At 61.0% G+C, this 23230-nt stretch carries 25 protein-coding genes; 11 read left to right on the top strand and 14 right to left on the bottom strand.

The genetic code is table 11. The annotated features are described in order from the left end of the window. Positions 1-23: 23 nt before the first annotated feature. Positions 24-917: a LysR family transcriptional regulator gene (locus HPQ62_RS07350; protein WP_174801863.1), complete on the top strand. Its 894-nt coding sequence runs from the start codon at positions 24-26 to the stop codon at positions 915-917. A gap of 30 nt (positions 918-947) precedes the next feature. Here the strand turns inward: HPQ62_RS07350 and HPQ62_RS07345 are convergent, their stop codons facing one another. Together HPQ62_RS07345 and HPQ62_RS07340 are read right to left on the bottom strand one after the other, a co-directional pair. Beyond that, positions 948-2078 (bottom strand): transporter substrate-binding domain-containing protein, encoded by a 1131-nt coding sequence (locus HPQ62_RS07345; RefSeq protein WP_174801862.1) that lies wholly within the window; start codon positions 2076-2078, stop codon positions 948-950. A gap of 97 nt (positions 2079-2175) precedes the next feature. Next, the gene (locus HPQ62_RS07340; RefSeq protein WP_174801861.1) at positions 2176-3378 is read right to left on the bottom strand and encodes a pyridoxal phosphate-dependent aminotransferase; all 1203 of its coding nucleotides are present in this window, start codon (positions 3376-3378) and stop codon (positions 2176-2178) included. 148 nt (positions 3379-3526) lie between these two features. Between HPQ62_RS07340 and HPQ62_RS07335 the strand changes: the two genes are divergently transcribed. Further along, positions 3527-4066 carry a hypothetical protein gene (locus HPQ62_RS07335; RefSeq protein ID WP_174801860.1) on the top strand — a complete coding sequence of 180 codons (540 nt, stop codon included), beginning with the start codon at positions 3527-3529 and terminating at the stop codon, positions 4064-4066. Between the two features lie 99 nt (positions 4067-4165). Continuing rightward, positions 4166-5272, top strand: a complete 1107-nt coding sequence (locus tag HPQ62_RS07330; RefSeq protein WP_174801859.1) for a PQQ-dependent sugar dehydrogenase — start codon at positions 4166-4168, stop codon at positions 5270-5272. Between the two features lie 2 nt (positions 5273-5274). On the opposite strand, the gene HPQ62_RS07325 is transcribed toward HPQ62_RS07330, so the two are convergent. Continuing rightward, positions 5275-6366, bottom strand: coding sequence for a DUF1176 domain-containing protein (locus HPQ62_RS07325; RefSeq protein WP_174801858.1), 1092 nt, complete (start codon positions 6364-6366; stop codon positions 5275-5277). Between HPQ62_RS07325 and HPQ62_RS07320 the strand changes: the two genes are divergently transcribed. Both HPQ62_RS07320 and HPQ62_RS07315 read left to right on the top strand, forming a co-directional pair. Next, positions 6358-6564, top strand: coding sequence for a hypothetical protein (locus tag HPQ62_RS07320; RefSeq protein WP_174801857.1), 207 nt, complete (start codon positions 6358-6360; stop codon positions 6562-6564). The two genes, HPQ62_RS07325 and HPQ62_RS07320, sit on opposite strands and share 9 nt — an antisense overlap. Before the next feature lie 355 nt (positions 6565-6919). Further along, positions 6920-7135: a cold-shock protein gene (locus tag HPQ62_RS07315; protein ID WP_174801856.1), complete on the top strand. Its 216-nt coding sequence runs from the start codon at positions 6920-6922 to the stop codon at positions 7133-7135. A 104-nt stretch (positions 7136-7239) separates the two neighbouring features. Here the strand turns inward: HPQ62_RS07315 and HPQ62_RS07310 are convergent, their stop codons facing one another. The 5 genes from HPQ62_RS07310 to HPQ62_RS07290 form a co-directional block, all read right to left on the bottom strand. After that, positions 7240-8397, bottom strand: a complete 1158-nt coding sequence (locus HPQ62_RS07310) for a YcxB family protein (protein WP_174801855.1) — start codon at positions 8395-8397, stop codon at positions 7240-7242. Positions 8398-8524: 127 nt separating this feature from the next. Then, entirely contained in the window at positions 8525-10576 is a 2052-nt protein-coding gene (gene rpoD, locus HPQ62_RS07305) for an RNA polymerase sigma factor RpoD (protein WP_174801854.1), read from the bottom strand. 43 nt (positions 10577-10619) lie between these two features. Continuing rightward, positions 10620-10802, bottom strand: coding sequence for a hypothetical protein (locus HPQ62_RS07300; RefSeq protein ID WP_174801853.1), 183 nt, complete (start codon positions 10800-10802; stop codon positions 10620-10622). Positions 10803-10983: 181 nt separating this feature from the next. Next, positions 10984-12957 (bottom strand): DNA primase, encoded by a 1974-nt coding sequence (gene dnaG / locus HPQ62_RS07295; RefSeq protein ID WP_174801852.1) that lies wholly within the window; start codon positions 12955-12957, stop codon positions 10984-10986. A gap of 122 nt (positions 12958-13079) precedes the next feature. After that, the gene (locus HPQ62_RS07290; RefSeq protein ID WP_174801851.1) at positions 13080-14234 is read right to left on the bottom strand and encodes a pyridoxal phosphate-dependent aminotransferase; all 1155 of its coding nucleotides are present in this window, start codon (positions 14232-14234) and stop codon (positions 13080-13082) included. A gap of 239 nt (positions 14235-14473) precedes the next feature. On the opposite strand from HPQ62_RS07290, the gene HPQ62_RS07285 reads away from it, so the two are divergent. The 5 genes from HPQ62_RS07285 (at position 14474) to aat (ending at position 18356) form a co-directional block, all read left to right on the top strand. Then, complete coding sequence (locus HPQ62_RS07285; protein WP_174801850.1) at positions 14474-15322, top strand: DsbA family protein; 849 nt, start codon at positions 14474-14476, stop codon at positions 15320-15322. Between the two features lie 106 nt (positions 15323-15428). Beyond that, complete coding sequence (aroQ, locus tag HPQ62_RS07280) at positions 15429-15866, top strand: type II 3-dehydroquinate dehydratase (protein WP_174801849.1); 438 nt, start codon at positions 15429-15431, stop codon at positions 15864-15866. A 22-nt stretch (positions 15867-15888) separates the two neighbouring features. After that, positions 15889-16359 (top strand): acetyl-CoA carboxylase biotin carboxyl carrier protein, encoded by a 471-nt coding sequence (gene accB / locus HPQ62_RS07275; protein WP_174801848.1) that lies wholly within the window; start codon positions 15889-15891, stop codon positions 16357-16359. 13 nt (positions 16360-16372) lie between these two features. After that, a complete protein-coding gene (accC, locus tag HPQ62_RS07270; protein WP_174801847.1) occupies positions 16373-17728 on the top strand; it encodes an acetyl-CoA carboxylase biotin carboxylase subunit in 1356 nt (451 codons plus the stop codon). 10 nt (positions 17729-17738) lie between these two features. Then, positions 17739-18356, top strand: coding sequence for a leucyl/phenylalanyl-tRNA--protein transferase (aat, locus tag HPQ62_RS07265; RefSeq protein WP_174801846.1), 618 nt, complete (start codon positions 17739-17741; stop codon positions 18354-18356). A 4-nt stretch (positions 18357-18360) separates the two neighbouring features. Here aat and HPQ62_RS07260 read toward each other — a convergent pair whose 3' ends face one another. The 5 genes from HPQ62_RS07260 to gatB all read right to left on the bottom strand — a co-directional run bounded on the left by HPQ62_RS07260 (position 18361) and on the right by gatB (position 21939). After that, positions 18361-18771: a DUF2155 domain-containing protein gene (locus HPQ62_RS07260; RefSeq protein ID WP_174801845.1), complete on the bottom strand. Its 411-nt coding sequence runs from the start codon at positions 18769-18771 to the stop codon at positions 18361-18363. Positions 18772-18958: 187 nt separating this feature from the next. Then, positions 18959-19357, bottom strand: coding sequence for an NADH:ubiquinone oxidoreductase subunit NDUFA12 (locus HPQ62_RS07255; RefSeq protein ID WP_174801844.1), 399 nt, complete (start codon positions 19355-19357; stop codon positions 18959-18961). Positions 19358-19446: 89 nt separating this feature from the next. After that, positions 19447-19935 carry a GNAT family N-acetyltransferase gene (locus HPQ62_RS07250; protein ID WP_174801843.1) on the bottom strand — a complete coding sequence of 163 codons (489 nt, stop codon included), beginning with the start codon at positions 19933-19935 and terminating at the stop codon, positions 19447-19449. Next, complete coding sequence (locus HPQ62_RS07245; RefSeq protein ID WP_174801842.1) at positions 19928-20431, bottom strand: GNAT family N-acetyltransferase; 504 nt, start codon at positions 20429-20431, stop codon at positions 19928-19930. The genes HPQ62_RS07250 and HPQ62_RS07245 overlap by 8 nt, the downstream gene beginning before the upstream one ends. A gap of 5 nt (positions 20432-20436) precedes the next feature. Beyond that, complete coding sequence (gene gatB / locus HPQ62_RS07240; RefSeq protein WP_174801961.1) at positions 20437-21939, bottom strand: Asp-tRNA(Asn)/Glu-tRNA(Gln) amidotransferase subunit GatB; 1503 nt, start codon at positions 21937-21939, stop codon at positions 20437-20439. A gap of 410 nt (positions 21940-22349) precedes the next feature. On the opposite strand from gatB, the gene HPQ62_RS07235 reads away from it, so the two are divergent. After that, positions 22350-22607 (top strand): YjhX family toxin, encoded by a 258-nt coding sequence (locus tag HPQ62_RS07235; RefSeq protein WP_174801841.1) that lies wholly within the window; start codon positions 22350-22352, stop codon positions 22605-22607. Between the two features lie 39 nt (positions 22608-22646). On the opposite strand, the gene HPQ62_RS07230 is transcribed toward HPQ62_RS07235, so the two are convergent. Beyond that, positions 22647-23096, bottom strand: a complete 450-nt coding sequence (locus tag HPQ62_RS07230) for a GatB/YqeY domain-containing protein (protein WP_244629604.1) — start codon at positions 23094-23096, stop codon at positions 22647-22649. Positions 23097-23230 lie beyond the last annotated feature (134 nt).

The following is a 23230-nucleotide window of genomic DNA, read 5'->3' as shown; positions in this document are numbered from 1 at the left end:
GTGCGCCTGATATACATAAATCCATGAACACACAGAGCTGGGATTTCTACCGCACCTTTCTGGCCGTCCTGGAAACCGGCTCCCTGTCCGGCGCGGCCCGGCTTCTGGGTCTGACCCAGCCCACGATCGGGCGCCATATCGAGGCGCTGGAGCGCGAGGCGGGCCAACAGCTCTTCACCCGCTCCCAACGCGGGCTGGAACCGACCGACACGGCCCATGCGATGAAGCCCCTCGCCGAAGCCATGGCCGCCTCGGCGGACGCGATGCGCAGAGCCGCCTCCGAAACGCGTGACGCGATTTCCGGCAGCGTCCGCATCAGCGCCAGCGATGTCGTTGCAATCGAAGTGCTGCCGGAGATTGTTGCCCCGGTAATGGCCTCTCATCCACGCCTCGCCATCGAACTTTCGGTCTCCGACGCGCTGGAGGATCTCCTGAGCCGCAAGGCCGATATCGCACTGAGGCTGGTGGAGCCCACCCAGGCCGCTCTGGTGGTGCGCCATGTCGGCAAGATCGAGATCGGCTGCTTTGCCCGCAAGGATGTCATCGCCCGCCACGGTACGCCGCAGTCCACCGAAGATCTGAGGCACCTGCCCACGATCGGCTTCGACCGCGAACTCGGCTATGTCCGCGATGTGCTGAAGGCCTTTCCAGAGCTTGCCCTCCCGGACTTCAACCTGCGCTCCGACAGCAACCTTGCCCAGCTCGCAGCCATCCGCGCCGGCTGCGGATTCGGCCTTTGCCAGCGACCGCTCGGACTGCGCGATGCCCGGCTGGCGGAAGTGCTTGAAGGTCAGATCCCGTTCGCGCTGCCGGTCTGGGTTGCCATGCATGAGGATCTGCGACGCTCGCCGCGCTGCCGCGTGGTGTTCGACGCGCTGGTGAAGGGCATGACGGATTATATCGGCCAGCAGAACTAACGCATCGGACCCAGATCGACGTCCAGTTCTCTAATTGGCGTCGGAGGGCAGGTAGCGCTCGACCGTCAGGTGCCATTGCTCGGTCCCAAGCGTCTTCAGGATCGCGATATTGATCGCCTCGCGCGACGGATCGCCCTGCGGCACGATCAACCCGTAATTCTGCTGGAAGAATTGAAGATTGGTCAGATAGAGCGCGCTGTATCCCTTCAGCGCCCATTGCAGGATCGCGCGGTCGTAGACGAAGGCGTCGATATCATGGCGGTCCAGCGCATCGAGGCCCTCATCGACGCTGTTGAACGTTGTGGACGTGATGTTGAGCAGGTCAAGCTCGGCGGCCGCGGCCGATTCGCTTACCGTTCCGACGTCAAGGCCCGACAGATCGCCGATATTGTCCACGAAATTGGAGTTGAGCGAGGATGTCAGTCCTGCTGCAAGCTGTGCGGTGGTGATCGCGGCGAGGATCAAGGCCGCAAACATCCAGAACATCGCAAGCAGCCTGCCGAGAAACGTGACCGGCGCCTTGTCGCCGTAACCGACCGTCGTCATCGTCACGGTTGCCCACCAGAAGCCGGAGAAGACGCCGCGGGCCGGACGCGGTTCGAACTGTTCCGGATTGGCCCGGCGCTCCAGCAGCCAGATCAGCGCGCCAATGACGAAGACCGGACCGGTCAGAAGACCGAGCATGTAGAGAAAGGCCGGTGAGGACAGCAGCTGGAACATGATCTTCGGTCCCAGCTTGTCGACGATCCGAAGCGCGATACCGAGGTCGCCGCTGTAATAGGGCAGCGTGAAATCGATGACCGCCTCGTCATCCGCATTGATCGGAACCGCGCCGAGCGCCATGTCGATCTGGCCACTTTCGACGGCAGCCACCATCTCTTCGGGACGAATTTCGACCGGCCGATACGTGGTGCCGAGCCGGCGTGTGACGGAGTTGAGAAGATCGATGCCGAGGCCGTACCAGCTTCCATCCCTGTCCCGCATCACATAGGGCGGAAGGGCGTGCACGCCGACGCGGAGCTCGGAGGGCTGCGGTCGCGGCTCGGCCGTCTGGGCATGCGCTGAAGACAGCGTGACGGCAAGAGCGAGCGCCGTCAGCATCATCTGCACCGTCAGCTTGAAACGGCGAAACAACCCGATGACGACCTGGAAATGTGACATGGCTTCCCGTAAGCGTTGAACCCCTTGTCGCCATTACCGTTTCCCGACAGGGGCCGCAACGAAAAAGGGCGCGCCCGGCAGGCGCGCCCTGATCGTTTTACTTGCAGGCGTTGCAGAACCGCTGGATGCGGATGCAGGACTCTTCGAGTTCCGCCTCCGACGTCGCGTAGGAGATGCGGAAGTTCGGGCCGAGACCGAAGGCCGAGCCATGCACGACGGCAATGCCTTCCGCTTCCAGAAGCTCGGTCACGAAATCCTCATCGGTTTCGATCACCTTGCCGCCCGGCGACGTCTTGCCGATCAGGCCGGCGCAGGACGGGTAGACGTAGAACGCGCCCTCCGGCGTCGGGCATTCGAGGCCTGGCGCCTGGTTCAGCATCGAGACGACGAGATCACGGCGCTTCTCGAAGGCTTTCCGGCTTTCGGCGATGAAATCCTGGTTGCCGTTCAGCGCTTCGACGGCGGCCCACTGCGCGATCGAGCAGGCGCCCGAGGTCTGCTGGCTCTGGATCGTCGTCATCGCATTGATCAGCTCTGCCGGACCGGCAGCGTAGCCAATACGCCAGCCCGTCATCGCATAGGCCTTGGACACGCCATTCATGGTCAGCGTACGGTTGTAAAGGCCGGGCTCCACTTCCGCCGGCGTCACGAACTTGAAACCGCCGAAGGTCAGGTGCTCATACATGTCGTCGGTCAGGATCCAGACCTGTTCGTGCTTCATCAGCACGTCGGTGAGCGCCTTGAGCTCGTCATGGGTATAGGCAGCACCCGTCGGGTTGGACGGCGAGTTGAAGATGAACCACTTTGTCTTCGGCGTGATCGCCTTCTCGAGATCCTCGGCCTGGAGCTTGAAGCCGTTTTCCTGGGTGGCCGAAACAAACACCGGCGTGCCGCCGCAAAGCGACACCATTTCCGGATAGGACACCCAGTAGGGCGCCGGAATGACGACTTCATCGCCCGGGTTCAGCGTTGCCATGAAGGCGTTGAACAGGATCTGCTTTCCGCCCGTGCCGACGATGGTCTGCGCGGCCTTGTAATCGAGATTGTTCTCGCGCTTGAACTTCGCGGCAATCGCCTCGCGCAGCGGCTGGATACCGGCAACCGGCGTATACTTTGTCTCGCCGCGATTGATGGCTTCGATCGCAGCCTTCTTGATGTTGTCGGGTGTATCGAAATCAGGCTCGCCCGCGCCAAGGCTGATGACATCGCGGCCTTTCGCTTTGAGTTCGCGTGCTTTCTGTGCCACGGCGATGGTGGCGGAAGGCTTCACACGAGAAAGGGCGTCAGCAAGAAGGGCCATTTTCAATGTCCTGATTATTTGATTGAACCATGGAAATGCGTCAGTCGGACGGTCACTTCCAAGAGTTTGGTCTAAACGCAATTTGCCCGACGTTTCAAGCGCTATCGTCCGCATCATGCCGATTCCCGGACAAGCAGGCGTCGCCGCGATGCCCAAAATCCGCAGTTCCACCTTGAATTGCGTTTTTGAGATCGACACCCGGGTCACAATTCAACCGCAAAATGGGTCTTGTTCAACCCATATTCATCCAGAAGTGGTCGTAATTACATGGCCTTCTGGGAATGCGCTGAAACTGTGCCGAAGGAGAAGGCAGATGAGGATGGTTCACAAGGCGGCGAAGCGCGTCGTCAGGGCTTTCAAACGCAGGTCTTACCTGCTTGCTGCGGGCTTTGCTGTACTTGCGCCGGCAGGCGCCTTCGCGCAGGAACGCCTTCAATCCGCGCCGCTGAGCGCCGACACTGCACAGGACATGCTCATGAGCGGCTATTTTCCGTTTTCCACCTCCGCCGGCAGCGACCTGCTGCAAGGCTTGATGACTCACACTGCCGCACGCGATCTCATGATTGCCATGATGTTTGCGGTCTGCCTCGCCATGGTGTTTGCCGCTTCCTATCTGTGGCGCGAAAATCTCAATCACCTGAAAGCCGATGCCGAGCGCAAGGAGCGCAACCGGCTGGACCGTCTCTAGGCGTTCGCGCCCGGCGCGTTCACGCCCTTGTGTTTGACGCTCCCCTTGCGCTTCGTGTGACGGGCCATATGTCGTTGAGAACAGCAGGAGGAGACTTCCATGAAAGCCACCCCCGCATTCGTCTTGCAGATCGCCACTGTGATCGCTGCGCTTGCTCCCCTTTCCGCCCTGGCCGACCAGCCTGACCTGAAGGTCGAACGCGTGGCAGAAGGCCTCAGCCACCCCTGGGCTGTCGAGGTCCTTCCAGATGGCAGCTATCTGGTGAGCGAGCGGCCCGGCCGCCTGACCGTCATCTCCCCATCCGGAGAAAAACAGCCGATTTCCGGACTTCCGTCCCTCTACGCCGCCGGACAGGGCGGGCTTCTCGACGTCGCGATCGATCCGGGCGCCGTCAACGGCTTGCGCATATTCTTCACCGCTTCCGTTTCCGGCGAAGGCGGACAGGGAACGGCGGTGTTTGCCGCCACCCTCGACCGGGAGGCCGCGCGGCTTCAGGATGTTGAGCAAATATTCGCGATGAACCGGTTTTCCGGCACCAATCGCCATTTCGGTTCGCGCATCGCGATCGATGCGTCCGGCGACCTGTTCTTCGGGATCGGGGACCGGGGCGAAAGCGAACGTGCCCAGGACCCCGGCGACCACGCGGGCTCGATCCTCAAGATCGCGCGCGACGGCAGCGCGGGTGACCCTGCCGCCAGCGGCTGGCAGCCCGAGATCTGGTCGATCGGCCACCGCAACCCCCAGGGCATCACCATCGATCCGGTCACAGGCACACTCTACACCGTCGAGCACGGCGCGCGTGGCGGCGATGAGATCAATACGCCGGAGCGAGGCCGCAATTACGGCTGGCCGGAGATTTCATACGGCGTCCATTACTCCGGTGAGAAGATCGGACAGGGCACTGAGGCCCCCGGGCTCGAACAACCGGTCTACTACTGGGACCCCTCGATCGCGCCGGGCGCCATCGCCGTCTATCGCGGAGACATGTTTCCCGAATGGGACGGCGATTTTCTGGTAACCGCGCTCAAGGACGAGTTGCTCGCACATATCATCCGCGACGACACCGGAACGGTGACCAGCGAGGAAAGGTTGTTCGAAAGGGAATACGGGCGGCTGCGCGACGTGACCATCGCACCTGATGGATCCCTGCTGATGGTCACCGACGAAGCCGACGGGGCACTGTTGCGGGTCTATCGGGCCGATTAGCCTCAGCGCTCGACGGCCTCCGTCGTGCCCATGGCGGGCCGCCATATCTCGGGCCAGTTTTCCGGCCCGACATCGACGCCGTCACAGGCCGTCTTCGACCGCTCGAGCGTCAACGCCAGCGGATTGCCTGTCGCCTCCGCATTGATCGTCCAGTAATGGGCAAGCCCGCAATCGCCAAGGCCGCGCCCGAGATAGACCGATGACAACGTCTTGGAGGCGAGGTCGAAATTGACGTTGTAGACCGTATCCAGAACCGTGATCCCGGCATCGCTGACATTCGGAAACTCGGCGCGGTGGAACTCCTGGTCGCGGCCGACGAACAGCTGATAGGGCTGATTATAGGCGCCGGCCGGCCCGCAGGGCAAAAGCATGATCGTGCTCTTGCCGGTATCATAGGCAAAGGCATCGGCCTGATCGATATGCGACTGGTCTGTGAAGCAGACGCTCTCCGGATCGCTCAGATTGCGCAGGATCGACGGCGGCAGCTGATCGTAGCTTTCGATCGACCAGATTGCGACGCGTTCCGGCGGCGGAGCCTCTCCGACGGAAACAAGCGCATCACTTCTGCCCGCGCGCCCCTGCCATTCATCGATGAAGCGCGCGGCATCCTTGAGCCCGGAAAGCGAAATGCGCGACGAATGGCGGCCGATGACGCCATCGTAGCGGATGATTGCCTCATGGCCTTCCGTCATCTGGCGAAAGAGCGCCACCAGCTTGACCGGGTCTTTGATGGCAAAGGCGCCCAGTTGATCGTCGCGGACGAGATCACTGACATTTGCCGAGAAATCCTCGACCCCGTCGACATCGATCGCCAGCCTGCCCTTGTCATCGCCGTTAGGCAGGAAGCCTGGCGGGTAAGGGAGACTGAGGACAAGAGGCGCGGACGGCGCAACCGTTCTCTGCCACTGGATTGCAAGCGGCGCAGGGCCCGTGCCGGCAACGGGCGTCAGGGAAATATTGCAGAGATAGGCGTTGTTGCAGCTGATGGCCCAGCCTTCAATCTGGCGATACTCGAAAGCCTCTGCTGCGGGAACCGTAAGCACGCAACAAGCAGTCAAGGACGCAAGGGTGCGTATGAGCATCTCATGACGCATGGCGTTCTCCTGATTTACCTCAATGGTCCGCGCACCGCCGACGCGCTCTTCTGGCGCGGCCGACCTGCCCGCTCCTACACCAGCTTAGCCGATAAAATCCAGAGCCTTGCAGGGAATGTCACAGGCTTTGACATGCAGGCGCGCGATCAGGCGGGCGATCAAGTTGCGAGAGTATATCCGGATTTGCTGTTCTTCTAATCATGCGATTAGAAAACCCAAATACATCAACCGCTGCCGTTAACCGCCCTCAGAGCACCCCCATCCAAAGTTTCGCTTGCCAAAAAACATGAAAGACAGCATTCTGTTCATGTTCGGGCATTTTGCGAGCACGGGAAGACCATATAAGCTGATGCGCGCCGGGAACGCCAAAATTTTTCCGGGCGGACCTTGATTTGTTTTGGCCTGCTGTCGCTTTCCATACAAATCGAAGCCCCGCGATAAAAGGTACCTTTCCTCCAAATTCGAGAAACGCCTGCGCTGCCCTCCGGGGCAAAACGAGCATCGAAATATCTGCCCGCCTTAGAGGGGATGGGCGAGAAAAGGACCTGGAAGCATGGCCGAAACTGGCACAGTGAAATTCTTCAATACCGACAAGGGCTACGGCTTCATCAAGCCGGATAATGGCGGCGCGGACATCTTTGTCCACATCTCGGCCGTGCAGTCATCCGGGCTGACGGGGTTGTCGGAAAACCAGAAAGTCAGCTACGACACCGAGCCCGACCGCCGCGGAAAAGGCCCGAAGGCCGTCAATCTGCAGGTTACGGACTAAGATTTTCAGGAGATCCGGCGCATCGCTCTGCGCCGGATCTCCTTTAACACTCAAGGCCCGCCATGGCCGGTGCGGCCCGCCCGTCATTCTTTCGGCAAGCCATGTTATTTGCCGGCACGACCCGCTTTGGCAAATCCCATTCGCCTGATCAGTGCGTCAAGTTCCTCGCATTGCGCGGTGGAGAGCACCCGCTTCGGGATCATGTGGTAGATGCGGGGCGCCTGATAGATCAGGAACAGGCTGTCGTTTTCCGCCACCCTGACCGTTTCCGCCCAACGCAGCAACTGCACCCCCCGGGCGTTGGCATAGCTGATACCGTCATCATCCCACCAGACCCCTTGTTCAAGCGCGATCGAGGGCTGCATGCGGATCGCCTTGCGGGCGCGCATGCGTCCGAGCGGCCAAAATCGCACGAAGGCAATCAGGACGAGGAGGCAGACAAAGAGGATGGCCGATAAGGCAATCACGGGCGTGGGAAACCGCGGCAGGAAAGACCATCCCGCCAGTTCGATCAGCGCGAGGAAAACGGCAAGCCCCGCCCCTGCGGTGAAAAGCGCAAGCGCGCCCCTCAGCGAGAAAAGCCAGCGCCGGTAATGCAGGCGCATGCCGGCCGCGATATCCTCTTCGCTGTAGGCAAACCACAATGCCCCGTCCGGCGCGCTGATCTCGGCCGCGAAAGTCGGTGCGGGCTGAAGGCCTGGCGCGGGCAAGCGGGTGCGCACCTTCCGCAGGCCCTGACGATCCAGCAGCCTTCCAAGATCCGCGATTTGCTGCGGCGACATCGCGCGCTTGGGGATGATGCGCATCAACAGCGTCCCCTGCCTGAAGACAAACACCGCGTCATTTTCCGCAGCAAACAGCAATTCCTGCCATTCGACCCGCACGGCCGATCCGCCGATGACCACAAAGACCGCGTCGTCATCCCACCAGCAGGCGATCGGATGGTGCAAATCCTTCTGAAGCCGATATTCGCCAGGCGCAGAAAACCGGTTGAAGAGCAGGATCGAGATCGCCGATACCAGATAGATTGCCGGAAACAGCGCAGATCCCCATCCGATGACGGTCAGCGCCATGTCGCGCTGATCCTGCATGAGGATAAGGACGGCCAGAGCCGGGAACAGGAAACAGGAAACGGCAAAGCTTGCCTTGCGACCGGAGATCATGGACCGGAACCAGAGCGCCCAGTTGGCACTGCGGATATCATCCAGCGTGGTGGTGAAGGTGACGGGGTGTTCGGCGGTGGGATAGGCTGGGCTCGGCATTCGGAAGTCCTGTCGGGGTTCTCAGGCGGTCGCAGTATCTGAAATTGCCGGATGGGTTGCATACTTTCAGATACAGAAAAACCCGGCCTTGCGACCGGGTTTCATTCGTTCCAGACATGTCGCCCGATCAGCTGTCGAGGAAGCTGCGGAGCTTGCGGCTGCGGCTCGGATGCTTCAGCTTGCGCAGCGCCTTCGCTTCGATCTGGCGGATACGTTCGCGGGTGACCGAGAACTGCTGGCCGACCTCTTCGAGCGTGTGGTCGGTGTTCATGCCGATGCCGAAGCGCATGCGCAGCACGCGTTCCTCGCGCGGGGTCAGCGAGGCGAGAACACGGGTGGTGGTCTCGCGCAGATTCGCCTGGATCGCGGCATCGATCGGCAGCAGCGCGTTCTTGTCCTCGATGAAGTCTCCGAGATGCGAATCTTCCTCGTCGCCCACAGGGGTCTCGAGAGAGATCGGCTCCTTGGCGATCTTCAGCACCTTGCGAACCTTTTCGAGCGGCATGTTGAGCTTCTCGGAAAGCTCCTCAGGCGTCGGCTCGCGGCCAATCTCGTGCAGCATCTGGCGCGATGTACGGACAATCTTGTTGATCGTCTCGATCATGTGCACCGGAATGCGGATCGTGCGGGCCTGGTCGGCGATCGAGCGGGTGATCGCCTGCCGGATCCACCATGTGGCATAGGTCGAGAACTTGTAGCCGCGGCGATACTCGAACTTGTCGACCGCCTTCATCAGGCCGATATTGCCTTCCTGAATGAGGTCGAGGAACTGCAGGCCGCGGTTCGTATATTTCTTGGCGATCGAGATCACCAGACGAAGATTGGCTTCCACCATCTCCTTCTTGGCGATGCGGGCCTCGCGCTCACCCTTCTTGACCATGTGCACGATGCGACGGAACTCGGCGATCGAGATGCCGGTTTCGGTCGCAAGGCTCTGGATTTCGGTCCGAAGCGCCTTGATGTCGGTGCCATCCTGGCTCGCGAATTCCTTCCAGCCCTTGCCGGCAAGATTGCCGATCGACTTCATCCAGTTCGGATCAAGCTCGGCGCCGTGATAGTGCTCGAGGAAGTCGTCGCGCTTGACGCCGCGATGGGTCGCCATGCGCAGAAGCTTGCCTTCGTTTTCAACGAGACGCTTGTTGATGTCGTAGAGCTGTTCGACCAGAAGATCGATGCGGTTCTGGTTGAGCGACAGCGACTTCACGGCGCCGATCAGGCCTTCCTTGAGCTCCTTGTAGCGGCGCTCCTGGGCATTGGTCAGCGTGCCGGTGGCGGCAAGACGCGCTTCAACCTGCTGGTCCTGCAGCTTCCTGAGCTTCACATAGGTCTCGGCGATCAGGTCGAGCGTGTCCATGACCTGCGGGCGCAGTTCGGCTTCCATCGCAGCAAGAGACAGGTTGGATTCGTCATCCTCCTCGTCTTCTTCCTCCGGCGCCATGCCTTCGCCCCCGACATCGGTGACGTCGTCTGAACGCTTCTTGCGGGCCTGTTCCTTTTCCTCGGCCTTCTTGCGGTCGGCCTCGATCTTCTCCGGGCTCTGAAACTGCGGTGCAGCCTTCGCCTCGGGACCGGAATAGGTGGTCTCCAGATCGATGATCTCGCGCAGCAGCGTCGTGCCTTCATTCAGCTCGTCGCGCCAGATGATCAGCGCCTGGAAGGTCAGCGGGCTTTCGCAAAGTCCGGCGATCATCGTCTCGCGGCCGGATTCGATCCGCTTCGCGATTGCGATTTCGCCTTCGCGCGACAGCAGCTCGACCGAGCCCATTTCGCGCAGATACATGCGGACCGGATCGTCGGTGCGGTCCGTCGGCTCTTTCTTCTTGGTCTGGGCGACAGCGGAACCGGTGGTCGTGGCGACCTCGGTGCTGTCGCTGTCATTGTCGCTGTCGTCGGAACTATCGTCGGAATTGTTGTCGTTATCGTTGTCGACTTCGTCTTCGTCCTCAACCACATTGATGCCCATATCGGAGAGCATCGCCATGGTATCTTCGATCTGTTCGGAGGTGACTTCCGACGACGGCAGGACCGAGTTCAACTCGTCCATGGTGACATAGCCGCGCTTCTTGGCGGCCTTGATCATCTTCTTGACGGCGTCATCGGAAAGGTCCAGAAGAGGGCCGTCGGTACCGCCTTCGCGTTCGGTTTCGGCTTCTTCGTTTTCCTTGACTTTTGTAGCCATAAATACTGCTTCCCTGACGCTTTGTCGCTGTTGCCAAGCGGCATTACCTGCAAATGATTAAGGAGCCCTTTTTGGGGGCCTTGCCGGCATCAAAAAACTCGGACACGAACAGGACACGCTCCATCCCGGCGGCTATTTCACCCCCGGTGGATGCTGTCCAGATCATGAGATTGTGCTGCTCACTGCCATTCGAACTGGTGATTCCCAGATTTTCGCCATCCGTCAAGCGTCAATTCCGTGTTTGTGCGAATTCATGCCGAAAATTCGCCTCGTGAAACGCTTCTGCCGATGTCTGCGCCGATGCAGTCACTCTGTCAGCCCATAAAGACGTAATTTAGAATGCTTCCCGGCAAATACAAGAGGCGGTCTGAAGGAATCAGTACGGGGGCCGTCTACGCCTGATGTTCTCAGGCGCCGTTGCGTGCCTTTCCGCCCCGTCCCGACATCAGCCCGAAACCGTCGATCTCAGCTTCCTGGTTGTCGATCCGCGCGATCTCGTTCTGCACGGAGATCAATGCGGGCATGAGTTCGGCCAGAAGCTCGGCATTGCCCTCCTCCGTCGCTTCCGCAATTTCGCGCTCGAGCTCGCTCTTCTGGCGGGCCAGAGACCGTGCGCGATTATGGAGCGCGAGCGCCTGCTGATAGATCTCGCGCACATCCTCAAGAGCGGCATCGGGACCGGCGATCCAGTGGACATTGCGCCCGACATGCGCGGAAATCTGGCTGACGACGCTTGCAAAACCCTGGGTCTCGAGCTTCAGCCTGAGCTTCTCGCGTCCCATGTCAGGCCGCGAAGCTTCCGCGAGAAAGACCGGCCAGAACGCGCGCATTTCGCTGGCGTCGAAGGAAAGCGCCGAGATGCTGTCGAAATCCTCGCGCACAAGCTCGGGATGCGAGATCAGGCAGAACACCAGCTGGCATTCGCGGAAGGTGAGATTGGTCGTCACCGGGCGCAGGCTGGCAAGCGGAGACCGCGACAGCCGGTCGGATGCGGACAGAATGCCACTTCCGCGCTGGCCGTTGAACCGCCCCTGCCCTTTCGGCGCGCCTGAAAAACTGCCGCCACCGCCGCCACTGCGGGACGGGCCGCGGAACCGCTGATAGAGGCGGTTGCGAAAATCCTGCTGGTAGTGGCGGCGCACGCTTTCATCCGCGATCGTTGCGACAAGCGCGTTGACGCGCGCCTCTATCGCCGCGCGCCGCTCCGGGGTCTCGCCCGCTTCCGGCGCACCAGCCTCACGCTCGAAAACAGTATCGGCCAGCGGTCGGGCCTGGGCGAGCACGGCGTCAAAGGCCTGCCTGCCGCCCTCGCGCACCAGATCGTCGGGGTCCTTGCCCCCGGGCAGAAGCGCAATCCGCAGCGAATGGCCGGGCTTCAGCAGTGGCAGGGCCAGTCCGGCGGCGCGCTCGGCCGCGCGAATGCCGGCGCCGTCGCCATCGAAGCAGAGCACGGGTTCGCTCGTCATCCGCCAGATCAGTTGCAGCTGGTTTTCGGTGAGCGCAGTACCAAGTGGTGCGACGGCGTTCTCTATGCCCGCCTGATGAAGCGCGATCACATCCATATAGCCTTCGACCGCGATGATCGTCTTCGCCCCGTCGGCGCCTGAGAGCGAACGGCGGGCGCGGGCAAAGTTGAACAGCACATTGCCCTTGTGAAACAGTTCGGTCTCGTTGGAATTGAGATATTTCGCCATCGCATCGGCGCGCATGGCGCGACCGCCGAAGGCGATCACCTTCTCGCGCGATGACAGGATCGGAAACATGATGCGGTCGCGGAACCGGTCGTAGGAGACCGCGATGTCGGGCCCGTGGACGACCAGCCCGCAGGCCTCGATCTCCTGTTTCTCGACGCCCTTCGACGCCAGGAACTCCTTCAGCGCATTGCGGCTTTCGGGCGCATAGCCCAGACGGAACGTGTCGATGGTCCGGGCCGAAAGGCCGCGTTCACGCAGATAGGCCCGCGCCTTTGCTCCCGCACCGGTCTGGAGCTGATCCTGGAAGAAGGAGGCCGCAAGCTCCATCACATCAACGAGGGTGCGCCGCTTTTCCTCCCGCCGTTCGGCCATCGGATCGCGTTCCGGCATCGCAACGCCCGCCATGTCGGCGATGCGCTCCACGGCCTCCGGAAAGGCCATGCCGTCGAGTTCCGTCAGAAAGCGGAAGTGATCACCCGTCACGCCGCAGCCGAAGCAGTGGTAGCGGCCCTTGCGGTCTTCGCAGTGGAAGCTCGGCGATTTCTCGCCGTGGAACGGGCAGCAGGCCCAATAGTCGCCGCGCCCGACATTGGTCTTCTTGCGGTCCCACGTCACGCGCGTGCCGATCAGCGAGGAGATCGGCACGCGGTCGCGGATTTCATCAAGAAAGGATGTCGGAAAACGCATCAAAGCCTCATCTGGCCGAGGGCCCGGTCCCCCACTATATGGGTATCCGTCCGGCAAATGTCAGTTCAGTTCGGAGACTGGTTGTTATCCCCGATATCCACATGGCTGCAGGGCCGCCGGAGTCAGCCCGGCAACCAGTTGCCGATCCGCTCCACCGCCTCGACGATCTCGGCCTCGGTCCCGGCATAGGAAAGCCTGAGAGAGCGTCCGCCGGTTTCAGGGTCGAAATCGAGGCCCGGCGTCACCGCAACATTGGCCTCGTTCAGGATCTTGCGGGCGAAGGCAAGGCTGTCATTGGTATAGCGGGAAACGTCAACATAAGCATAGAACGCGCCATCCATCGGCGAGGCGATCGGCAGGCCGATCTCCGGAAGCGCGCGGTTCAAGAAATCGCGGTTGGCGCGGTAGATATCGCAGTAGCCGTCAAGCTGCGCGCGGGCCGAAAGGGCTGCCTCGGCGGCAATCTGGGAAAGGTCGGGCGCGCAGATATAGATGTTCTGCGTCAGCTGCTCGAACACCCGGACCAGTTTTTCCGGAAGCACCATCCAGCCGATCCGCCAGCCGGTCATGCAGTAATATTTGGAGAACGAGTTGATGACCACCGCCTCGTCGGTAAACGACAGCGCGCTTGTCTCTTCGCCGGAAAACACCAGACCGTGATAGATTTCATCGGAGATGAAGGCCGTGCCGCGCTCGTGGCACCAGTCGGCAAGCCGCTTCAGGGCCGCACGCCCGGTCACGGTTCCGGTTGGGTTGGCAGGGCTTGCCAGCAGCACGCCCGCAAGCTTCACGCCATGAGCTTTCTCGGCTTCTTCGAGCGAGCCCGGCGTCAGCGTAAAATCGTGCGCGGCATCGGCATCGACCTCCACCACCTTCAGGTCGAGCGCCTTCAGGATGTTGCGGTAGGCGGGATAGCCCGGCCGGGCGATCGCCACCGCATCGCCGGCATCAAAGAGCGCGAGAAAGGCGAGGTTGAACCCCGCCGACGATCCGGTGGTCACAGCAATGCGCGCCGGATCGACAGCGATCCCCATCCGGTCGCGATAATCGGCCGCGATCGCCTCGCGCAGGCTGTCCCTTCCAAAGGCGTCGGTATAGCCAAGGTGACCATGCTCCAGTGCCTTGCGGGCCGCGATCAACGCTGTGTCCGGCGCCGGGTGCGAGGGCTGGCCGACCGCCATCGAGATCACCGGCCGCCCGGCGCGCTTCGCCCGGTTCGCCTCTGCCAGAACATCCATGGCCAGAAATGAATCGATGTCGCTGCGCTTGGAGGGCATATCTTGGTCCTTTGCGAGAATGCGTCATCGGGATGGACCAATACCGGCCCGCTCGCAATGGTGCGATGTAAAAAAACGGGAAATTGAGCGGTGTCGCGCCCTAATTGAACCGTCCGCTATAGACAATGCCCGCTTTTGCGCACAATTGGTGCCTAGAGCAGCCAGTCAGGTTGCATGAAAACCTGGGACGGTTTCAGCCTGGAACGGCGGGCGCGAACCATGATGCGGAAGGGGAGAACATGTCTTCGAAGGGACTGACACTCGCAGTGGGCGCGATCTTCGCGACGGCGATCGCAACGGCTGCGGCCACGACGGCGGCGATCTACCATTTCGCACCACCCCAGACGATGGCAGAGGCCCCGTTGCCCGAGAAGATCGCAGCGCCGCTGCCCGAAGCCCCTCAGATCGCGGAAGATGATGCCGCCTTCGGCGCACGCGTCCACGATTATCTCGTCAGCAATCCCGAAATCCTTCTCGATGTCCAGACCGCGCTTCAGCAGAAGCAGGCGGAAGAGCAGCAGGCGCAGGCCTCGCAGGTGATCGCCGCCAATCAGGACAAGCTTTACCTTCCCGACCACGACACCGTCCTCGGCAATCCGGATGGGGCAATCACCGTCGTCGAGTTCTTCGACTACAATTGCGGTTACTGCCGGCGCGCCATGTCCGACATGGACGACATCATCGCGAAAAATGACGACGTCCGTTTCGTGCTGAAGGAGATCCCGGTGCTCGGGCCGGAATCGGAAGCAACGCAGCGCATCTCCTACGCCTTCTTCAAGGCAGCCCCTGACAAATATGAGGAGTTCCACCGCGCGCTCATGGGCTCCGGCGCACGCGCGACGGAACAGACCGCCCGTGCCGTCGCCGCCTCGCTCGGCGTCGATGATGCAGCCATCGATCAGGCGATCAAGGATTATCCGGCCGAAGCGGCACTTGAGGAACATTTCGCTCTGGCAAGCGCGCTCGGCGTTTCGGGCACGCCGTCCTATATCGTCGGCGATACCATGCTGCCGGGCGCCATCGGCGCCGACCGGATCCAGCAGACCATCGACAACATCCGCGATTGCGGCAAGGGCGTATGCTCCTGATCATCCTCTGAAAACGTAGCTTAACCACGCCCTGTTGACGTTAAGGCTTGGGGCTTTTCCTGTAAGACGTGAACGTCTATAGGAGAAGGCGAAACCGGAATTGACCATGACGCGCCAAATATTCGTCCTCAACGGGCCCAATCTCAATCTGCTCGGCCAGCGTGAGCCCGGCATCTATGGTGCATTGTCGCTTGCATCGATCGAGACCGCGTGCCGCGCTCTGGGCGAGGAACTCGGGTTTCAGATCGACTTTCGCCAGTCCAATCACGAGGGCGTTCTGGTCGACTGGATCCACGAGGCCAACGAAAAGGCGGCCGGCGTCGCCATCAATCCCGGTGCCTACGGGCACACATCCATTGCGCTCCATGATGCCATCCGCGCCATTGCCGTGCCGGTGGTGGAGCTCCATCTATCCAACATCCATGCCCGCGAGGCGTTTCGCCACAAGAGTATGATAGCGCCCGTCGTAAAGGGTGTTATCTGTGGTCTTGGGCAAGACAGCTATCTTCTGGCGCTCCGCGCCCTGAAAACCCTCACGGAATAAAAAGAACAAAGGAATTTATCCCATGGCAGATGAGAAGAAGTCGATCGACGCGAAGCTTGTGCGCGAACTTGCGATTATCCTGAAGGATACGGATCTGACGGAAATCGAAGTGGAGCAGGATGACCTGCGCATCCGCGTCGCGCGCGAACTGATTGCAGCGCCCCAGCAGACCATTGCCTACGCAGCCGCGCCTGCTCCCGCTGCAGCAGCCCCCGCTGCACCCGCCGCCGCACCGGCGCCTGCAGCTGCCACCAACCGCGACAACGCCCTCAAGGCACCGATGGTCGGAACCGTCTATCTGGCGCCTGCGCCGGGCGCCCGCCCCTTCATCGAAGTCGGCGCCAACGTCAAGGAAGGCCAGACGCTTCTGATCATCGAGGCGATGAAGACCATGAACCAGATCCCGTCGCCCAAGAGCGGCAAGATCGTGGAAATTCTCGTGGACGATGCCCAACCGGTCGAGTTTGACGAAGCGCTCGTCGTTATCGAATAACGGGACAGAGCTCATGTTTTCCAAAATCCTGATCGCCAATCGCGGCGAAATCGCGCTTCGCGTGTTACGCGCCTGCAAGGAACTCGGCATCGCAACCGTTGCCGTGCATTCCACTGCCGATGCGGATGCCATGCATGTGCGCCTTGCCGACGAAAGCGTCTGCATCGGCCCGCCGTCATCGCGCGAAAGCTACCTCAACATTCACCAGATCGTCGCTGCCTGCGAGATCACCGGTGCGGATGCAGTGCATCCCGGTTATGGCTTCCTGTCGGAAAATGCCAAGTTTGCCGAGATCCTCGAGGCGCACGGCATCACCTTCATCGGCCCGACCAGCGAACACATTCGCATGATGGGCGACAAGATCACCGCCAAGACCACGGCCGAATCGCTGGGCATTCCGGTCGTGCCGGGTTCGGGCGGGGCAGTCGACACCGAAACCGACGCGATCCGCACTGCCGACGAAATCGGCTTTCCGGTGCTGATCAAGGCCACCGCCGGCGGCGGCGGTCGCGGCATGAAGCTTGCACGTTCCAAGGACGACCTGCTCGAGGCCTGGAGCACGGCGCGCGGCGAAGCCGCTGCCGCCTTCGGCAATGATTCCGTCTATATGGAAAAATACCTCGACAAGCCGCGCCATATCGAAGTGCAGGTGTTCGGCGATGGTGAAGGCGCGGCCGTTCATCTTGGCGAGCGCGACTGCTCGCTGCAGCGCCGCCACCAGAAGGTCTGGGAAGAGGCGAACTCTCCGGCTCTCAACGTCGAGCAGCGCATGACGATCGGCGAAATCTGCGCCGATGCCATGCGCAAGATGAAGTATCGCGGCGCCGGCACGATCGAATTCCTCTACGAAAACGGCGAGTTCTACTTCATCGAGATGAACACCCGCCTGCAGGTCGAGCATCCGATCACCGAAGCGATCACCGGCATCGACCTCGTGCACGAGCAGATCCGGGTCGCCGCGGGCGCCGGGCTTTCGGTCAAGCAGGAGGATATTTCCTTCTCCGGTCATGCGATCGAGTGCCGGATCAACGCCGAAAACGCGGCGACCTTCCGGCCGTCACCGGGCACGATCACGCATTTCCATGCGCCGGGCGGCCTTGGCGTCAGGATCGATTCGGGCGTCTATCAGGGCTACAAGATCCCGCCCTATTACGACAGCCTGATCGGCAAGCTGATCGTGCACGGTCGCACCCGCGTCGAATGCATGATGCGGCTCAAGCGTGCGCTCGACGAATTCGTCGTCGACGGCATCGACACGACCCTGCCGCTTTTTCAGGATCTGATCGCCAACCAGGACATCGCCAATGGCGACTATGATATCCACTGGCTGGAAAACTACCTGGAAGCCAAGGCGGCGAAAACAGAATAGCTGAGGAGCCATGGAAAGAGGCGGAAAGAAAGGCAGCGGCATTACCCCCGAACTGCTTTTGAATGCTTACAGCATCGGCCTCTTTCCCATGTCCGAATCCGCGGAGGATACGGAACTGTTCTGGGTGGAGCCGGAGATCCGCGGCATCATTCCGCTGGATGGGCTCCACGTCTCCCACAGCCTGCGCAAGATATTGCGCAGGTCACCCTATGATATCCGCTTCAATCATGATTTCGACGGCGTCATGGAGGCCTGTGCGGCCCCTGCCCCGGATCGTCCGCAAACCTGGATCAACGCCGAAATCCGCTCGCTCTACAACGCGCTGCACCGGATGGGCCACGCCCATTCCGTCGAGGCCTATGAGAATGGGGAACTGGTGGGCGGTCTTTACGGGGTTTCGCTGAGGGCCGCCTTCTTCGGCGAAAGCATGTTCTCGCGCCGGCCCAACGCCTCCAAGATCTGCCTTGTGCACCTGGTCGAACGGCTGAAGGAAAACCGGTTCCAGCTGCTCGACACGCAGTTTACCACCGACCACCTGAAGACGATGGGCGCGATCGACATCGAAAAGGACAGATACATGACGCTGCTGAACGCAGCGCTCGTGTGGCCCGATCAGCCGTTCCCGTGAGGGGTCAGGGTGCCGGCACTTCCTCCGCCGACACGCAGTCGGTCAGCCAGACATCATAGATCGGGTCTTCCACGGCATTGAGCGCGGGCGAATCTGCAAACATCCAGCCCGAGAAAATCCTGCCGATATCATTCTGAAGCGAAACCTTGTCGACCTGGACGAAGGCGTCGATCTGCTGTTCCTCGGTCTCGTCGCGCGAATAGCAGACCTGCGGCGTCACCTGAAGGCGGCCGAACTGCACGGTTTCGCCGACATAGGCATCGAAGGTGTAGGTGCGGCCGGTGATCTTGTCGATCCCGCCGAAGACGGCAACGGGATTCTCAACGCGGGCCGCCAGGGCGGGCGTGGCAGCAGCAATTGCCGCGACGGCGAGGCCAAAGGCGGCGACATGATTTGCAAACCCGTATTGACGCATTAATGATCCCTCTCAAACAAAGGCGCGAAGGCCTTGCTGCGCCTTCAAATCCCTACTGGGTCACACTCGGGCTTCACCCGAGTGTGACGCGGAGAGAGGGAAAGCGCTCGACAATGTCCACGACATCGAAGCACCGTCTCTCACCCATGCAGAAAGGCGGTACCGCAAAAATGCGGCGAAACGCGGGTCAGTTGCCGGGCGTCCAGGCGTCGTAGTCGCCGGTGACCTCGCGGCGCTTGCCTTCGACGGCAAGAGAGCCCTGCGGACGATAGGCAAGCGCGGTGCCCGTCAGGTTCGGGTTATGCGGCTTTTCCCATTCGCGCGCCTTGTAGTTCTGCTCGGGCGGCGGAACATCGGTGCGGTGGTGCATCCAGCCGTGCCAGCCGGGGGGAATGCTCGATGCATCGGCATAGCCCTTGTAGACAACCCAGCGGCGCTTCAGGCCATAGGTGGACATGCCGCCTTCGTAATAGATGTTGCCGAACTGGTCCTCGCCGACCTTCTTGCCGAAACGACGGGTGAATACGTCGGTTCCGATGGTCGAACCATTCCACCAGGTGAACATCTTGGTCAGAAAGCCAGCCATTTTCTTTCCTTCGTCCGGCCGAAACGGCCCGTTTGCATTAACCCGTGTATGGCGCGTCAGGCCGATCTTGTCCAGAGCCAGGCCCCGTCTCAGGCGCCTTTCAGCTTCATTTTGAATCCGTGATGCGACTGCCGGAAGCCGAGCCGTTCATAAAAGCGGTGGGCGTCCTCGCGCGATGTGTTGGACATCAGCTGCACCAGGCGGCAGCCCTCGATCTTCGCCTCGTCGATCGCGGTTTCGATCATCTTGGCGCCGATGCCAAGGCCGCGCCATTCTGGGTGAACCTGCACCGCCTCGATGGTGAGCGACGCCCCACCCCTGCCCGTCAGCGTGCGGATATAGGTGGTCTGGAAGGTACCGACGATCATGTCATCGAGTTCGGCCACATAAAGCGTATTGCTGGCCGATGCCTTGATCGCCTCGAAGGCATCGCGGTAATCGTCATAGGCCTCGTCGGAGGTGGTGTCGCCATGTCCGCCAAGCGTATCGGCCGCAAAGATCGAAATCAGCACCGGCAGATCGTCGAGACGCGCCTCGCGGATCACGAGATTTTCCAGATCAGCCACTTTCTCAGCCATGGGCAAGCTCCTTCTCCATCCGGATGGCCGGAATGCCGGAATTGGGCGCACCGCATTCATTGTGCCGTCCGACCTCGCGCATTCCATGCGCCTCGTAAAAGCGGATCGCAGGGGCGTTGTCCGGAACGACCTCGAGCGCCAGGCGCTTCGCATTCGGGAAACACGTCTCGATCTCGGCAAACAGCTGTTCGCCAATGCCCTGCCGCTGCAAGCCCGGCAGCACGTAGAGCTGGCTCAGATTGACCACGTCTGCATTGTCCTTCGACGGCGAGGCAAAGGCCATGCCGCCGATCAGGGCGCCGCTGTCGGCCACCAGAAACTCGCCATGGGGCTTGCGCAGCCGCCGCAGCATAGCCTCGGGTGACAGCCAGCTGTCGATGATCGTCTCGACCTTTTCCGGCCCGAGGATCGCGTCATAGGTGGCGTGCCAGGTTTCGGCTAGCAGGCTGCAAACCGCCGGGATATCGCCTTCCATCGCAGTGCGGACGAAGAACATCCAGCTTACTCCGTGACGCCGAGCTTTTCCTTGACGAGGGCCTGAACCGCCTGCGGATTGGCCTTGCCGCCGGATGCCTTCATCACCTGACCGACGAACCAGCCGGCAAGCGAGGGCTTGGCCTTGACCTTCTCGACCTGGTCCGGATTGGCGGCGATGATCTCGTCGACGATCTTCTCGATCGCGCCGGTATCGGTCACCTGCTTCATGCCGCGTTCCTCGACGATCGCCTTCGGGTCGCCGCCCTCGTTCCAGACGATCTCGAACAGGTCCTTGGCGATCTTGCCGGAGATCACGCCTTCCTTGAGAAGGTCGAGAATGGCACCTAGCTGCTCCGGAGAGACAGGCGTTTCGTCGATGCCCTTGCTGGCCTTGTTGAGCGCGCCAAGCAGATCGTTGATCACCCAGTTTGCGGCGGCCTTGGCATCACGGCCTTCTGCGAGCTTTTCGTAATAGTCGGAAACGGCCTTCTCGGAGACCAGCACCGAGGCGTCGTAGACCGACAGGCCGAGCTGATCGACGAAGCGGGCCTTCTTGTCGTCGGGGAGTTCCGGCAGGTCCTTCGCCAGTTCCGCGATGAAGGCGTCATCGAATTCGAGCGGCAGCAGGTCCGGATCGGGAAAATAACGGTAGTCCTGCGCATCTTCCTTCGAGCGCATCGAGCGGGTCTCGCCCTTGATCGGATCGAACAGGCGGGTCTCCTGATCGATCGAACCGCCCTCCTCCAGGATATCGATCTGGCGGCGCGCCTCGCTTTCGATCGCCTGACCGATGAAGCGGATCGAGTTGACGTTCTTGATCTCACAGCGCGTGCCGAATTCGCCGCCGGGCTTCCTGACCGAGACGTTGACGTCGGCGCGCATCGAGCCTTCGTCCATGTTGCCATCGCAGGTGCCGAGATAGCGCACGATGGTGCGAAGCTTGGTCATGTAGGCCTTGGCCTCGTCCGCCGAGCGCATGTCGGGCTTGGAGACGATCTCCATCAGGGCGACGCCCGACCGGTTCAGGTCGACGAAGGAGAACGAAGGGTGCTGGTCATGCATCAGCTTGCCGGCATCCTGCTCCAGATGAAGGCGCTCGATGCCGATCTCGATATCCTCGAAATTGCCCTGTTTGTCAGGCCCGAGCGAAATCGTGATCGTGCCTTCGCCGACGATCGGATCCTTGTACTGGGAAATCTGGTATCCCTGCGGTAGGTCGGGGTAGAAATAGTTCTTGCGGTCGAAGATCGAGCGCTTGTTGATCTTGGCCTTGAGGCCGAGACCGGTGCGCACGGCCTGGCGCACGCATTCCTCGTTGATCACCGGCAGCATGCCGGGCATGGCGGCATCGACCAGCGACACGTTGGCGTTCGGCGCCTTGCCGAACGTGGTGGATGAACCGGAAAACAGCTTTGACTGGCTGAGCACCTGCGCATGCACCTCCATGCCGATGATCACCTCCCAGTCGCCGGTGGCGCCGGGGATCAGTCGTTTTGGATCGGGCGTGCGAGTATCGACTAGGGTCATGGTCAGCTCATCGTTCATTCACGGAAATATCGTTCGTGAGGTAGAGCAATTGCAGCAAAGACGCAAGCGATTGGGTGGCCGCAAACGCGGCGATTCCTTGACCTTCAGCGCGTTCCAGCCTATCTGCAGGATGCACAAACGGAGTGTTTATGTCCAACCGTCTGGAATCCCGATAAGGGCCCTGCCCGCCTCTGCCTGACATCAGGCGAAAAGCGTGCAGCGGCCAAAACCCTTGAACTCCGCCGATCATGCGATCTGCGGCAATGGTTTTCCGTACCCTTAGAGCGCCGAGCGTCCGTCAGGACGCACAAAGAACGATGCAACTTATTGAATTTGCACATCGTTCTTTTTGAAAATCGATTCCGATTTTCAAGCCGATGCTCCGGGCACTGCTTTTGGACATCAAGACAATGGACATTTCGCGCGAAGAACAGCGCATACTCCACCTGCTCGCCCAGGGCGGCAGGATCGAACTCATCCGCAATGAAGCCAGAAAGATTGAACGGGCCGCGTGCTACACGCGCGATGGCTGGTTCTACCCCGGCGTGAGCCTGACACTTTTTCGCAAGCTGAAGGCGAAACGGGCAATCCGATCCCGCAACGGCGGCCCCTATATGGTGACGCGACGCGGGCTGGAGCTGGTCAGAAGCCAGTTGGATAACAGATGAAAACGAGGGGCGCGGCATGGCTGCGCCCCTTCTGACACGCTACTTCAGCATATCCTTGACCACGCCGGAGGCCTTGGAGAAGTCCATCTGGCCGGAATAGCGGTCCTTCAGCGTTTCGATACACTTGCCCATATCGCGAAGTCCCTGCGCGCCGGTTTCTTCAACCACGGAGGCGCAGACTTCACGGATCTTGTCCTCCGGCAGCTGCGCCGGCAGGAATTCACGGATGACCGCCATTTCCTGGCGCTCCTGGGCGGCAAGGTCGGGCCTGCCTTTTTCTTCGTAGAGACGGGAGGATTCCTTCCGCTGCTTCAGCATCTGGAACAGGATACCCGTGATATCGTCATCGCTGACCGGGTCCTTTCCGTTGGCACGATGGGAAAGATCGCGGTCCTTGATGGCCGCGTGAACCAATCTCAATGTGCAGAAGCGAACCGGATCTTCCTCCTTGGAAGATTCTTTCTGTGCAAATGCGAGTTTATCGCGCAACATTCATTCACTCCTGGCAACGCCATATATGAAGACCGCCATCGACCCATGCCGATTGGCGGCGGCGTTTACCGAATACCGGGTCTGTGATCAAATCAAAACTTCGGGATCGTCATTTATTTTCAGCAGATGCC

The sequence above is a fragment of the Martelella limonii genome (genome assembly GCF_013344475.1).
Taxonomy (GTDB): domain Bacteria; phylum Pseudomonadota; class Alphaproteobacteria; order Rhizobiales; family Rhizobiaceae; genus Martelella; species Martelella limonii.
The sequence above is the reverse complement of the archived record's forward strand: the minus strand, read 5'-3'. Positions and strand labels throughout refer to the sequence as shown.

Bases quoted from the DNA above. Each gene is read 5' to 3' on its own strand.
- HPQ62_RS07315 (WP_174801856.1), top strand. From the start codon at position 6,920: ATGGCCGAAACTGGCACAGTGAAATTCTTCAATACCGACAAGGGCTAC.
- accB (WP_174801848.1), top strand. From the start codon at position 15,889: ATGGCAGATGAGAAGAAGTCGATCGACGCGAAGCTTGTGCGCGAACTT.
- HPQ62_RS07285 (WP_174801850.1), top strand. From the start codon at position 14,474: ATGTCTTCGAAGGGACTGACACTCGCAGTGGGCGCGATCTTCGCGACG.
- gatB (WP_174801961.1), bottom strand. From the start codon at position 21,939: ATGACCCTAGTCGATACTCGCACGCCCGATCCAAAACGACTGATCCCC.
- HPQ62_RS07340 (WP_174801861.1), bottom strand. From the start codon at position 3,378: ATGGCCCTTCTTGCTGACGCCCTTTCTCGTGTGAAGCCTTCCGCCACC.
- accC (WP_174801847.1), top strand. From the start codon at position 16,373: ATGTTTTCCAAAATCCTGATCGCCAATCGCGGCGAAATCGCGCTTCGC.
- HPQ62_RS07260 (WP_174801845.1), bottom strand. From the start codon at position 18,771: ATGCGTCAATACGGGTTTGCAAATCATGTCGCCGCCTTTGGCCTCGCC.
- aroQ (WP_174801849.1), top strand. From the start codon at position 15,429: ATGACGCGCCAAATATTCGTCCTCAACGGGCCCAATCTCAATCTGCTC.
- HPQ62_RS07335 (WP_174801860.1), top strand. From the start codon at position 3,527: ATGCCCAAAATCCGCAGTTCCACCTTGAATTGCGTTTTTGAGATCGAC.
- HPQ62_RS07250 (WP_174801843.1), bottom strand. From the start codon at position 19,935: ATGGCTGAGAAAGTGGCTGATCTGGAAAATCTCGTGATCCGCGAGGCG.
- HPQ62_RS07310 (WP_174801855.1), bottom strand. From the start codon at position 8,397: ATGCCGAGCCCAGCCTATCCCACCGCCGAACACCCCGTCACCTTCACC.
- HPQ62_RS07345 (WP_174801862.1), bottom strand. From the start codon at position 2,078: ATGTCACATTTCCAGGTCGTCATCGGGTTGTTTCGCCGTTTCAAGCTG.
- HPQ62_RS07235 (WP_174801841.1), top strand. From the start codon at position 22,350: ATGGACATTTCGCGCGAAGAACAGCGCATACTCCACCTGCTCGCCCAG.
- rpoD (WP_174801854.1), bottom strand. From the start codon at position 10,576: ATGGCTACAAAAGTCAAGGAAAACGAAGAAGCCGAAACCGAACGCGAA.
- HPQ62_RS07255 (WP_174801844.1), bottom strand. From the start codon at position 19,357: ATGGCTGGCTTTCTGACCAAGATGTTCACCTGGTGGAATGGTTCGACC.
- HPQ62_RS07325 (WP_174801858.1), bottom strand. From the start codon at position 6,366: ATGCGTCATGAGATGCTCATACGCACCCTTGCGTCCTTGACTGCTTGT.
- HPQ62_RS07290 (WP_174801851.1), bottom strand. From the start codon at position 14,234: ATGCCCTCCAAGCGCAGCGACATCGATTCATTTCTGGCCATGGATGTT.
- HPQ62_RS07350 (WP_174801863.1), top strand. From the start codon at position 24: ATGAACACACAGAGCTGGGATTTCTACCGCACCTTTCTGGCCGTCCTG.
- dnaG (WP_174801852.1), bottom strand. From the start codon at position 12,957: ATGCGTTTTCCGACATCCTTTCTTGATGAAATCCGCGACCGCGTGCCG.
- aat (WP_174801846.1), top strand. From the start codon at position 17,739: ATGGAAAGAGGCGGAAAGAAAGGCAGCGGCATTACCCCCGAACTGCTT.
- HPQ62_RS07245 (WP_174801842.1), bottom strand. From the start codon at position 20,431: ATGTTCTTCGTCCGCACTGCGATGGAAGGCGATATCCCGGCGGTTTGC.
- HPQ62_RS07330 (WP_174801859.1), top strand. From the start codon at position 4,166: ATGAAAGCCACCCCCGCATTCGTCTTGCAGATCGCCACTGTGATCGCT.
- HPQ62_RS07320 (WP_174801857.1), top strand. From the start codon at position 6,358: ATGACGCATGGCGTTCTCCTGATTTACCTCAATGGTCCGCGCACCGCC.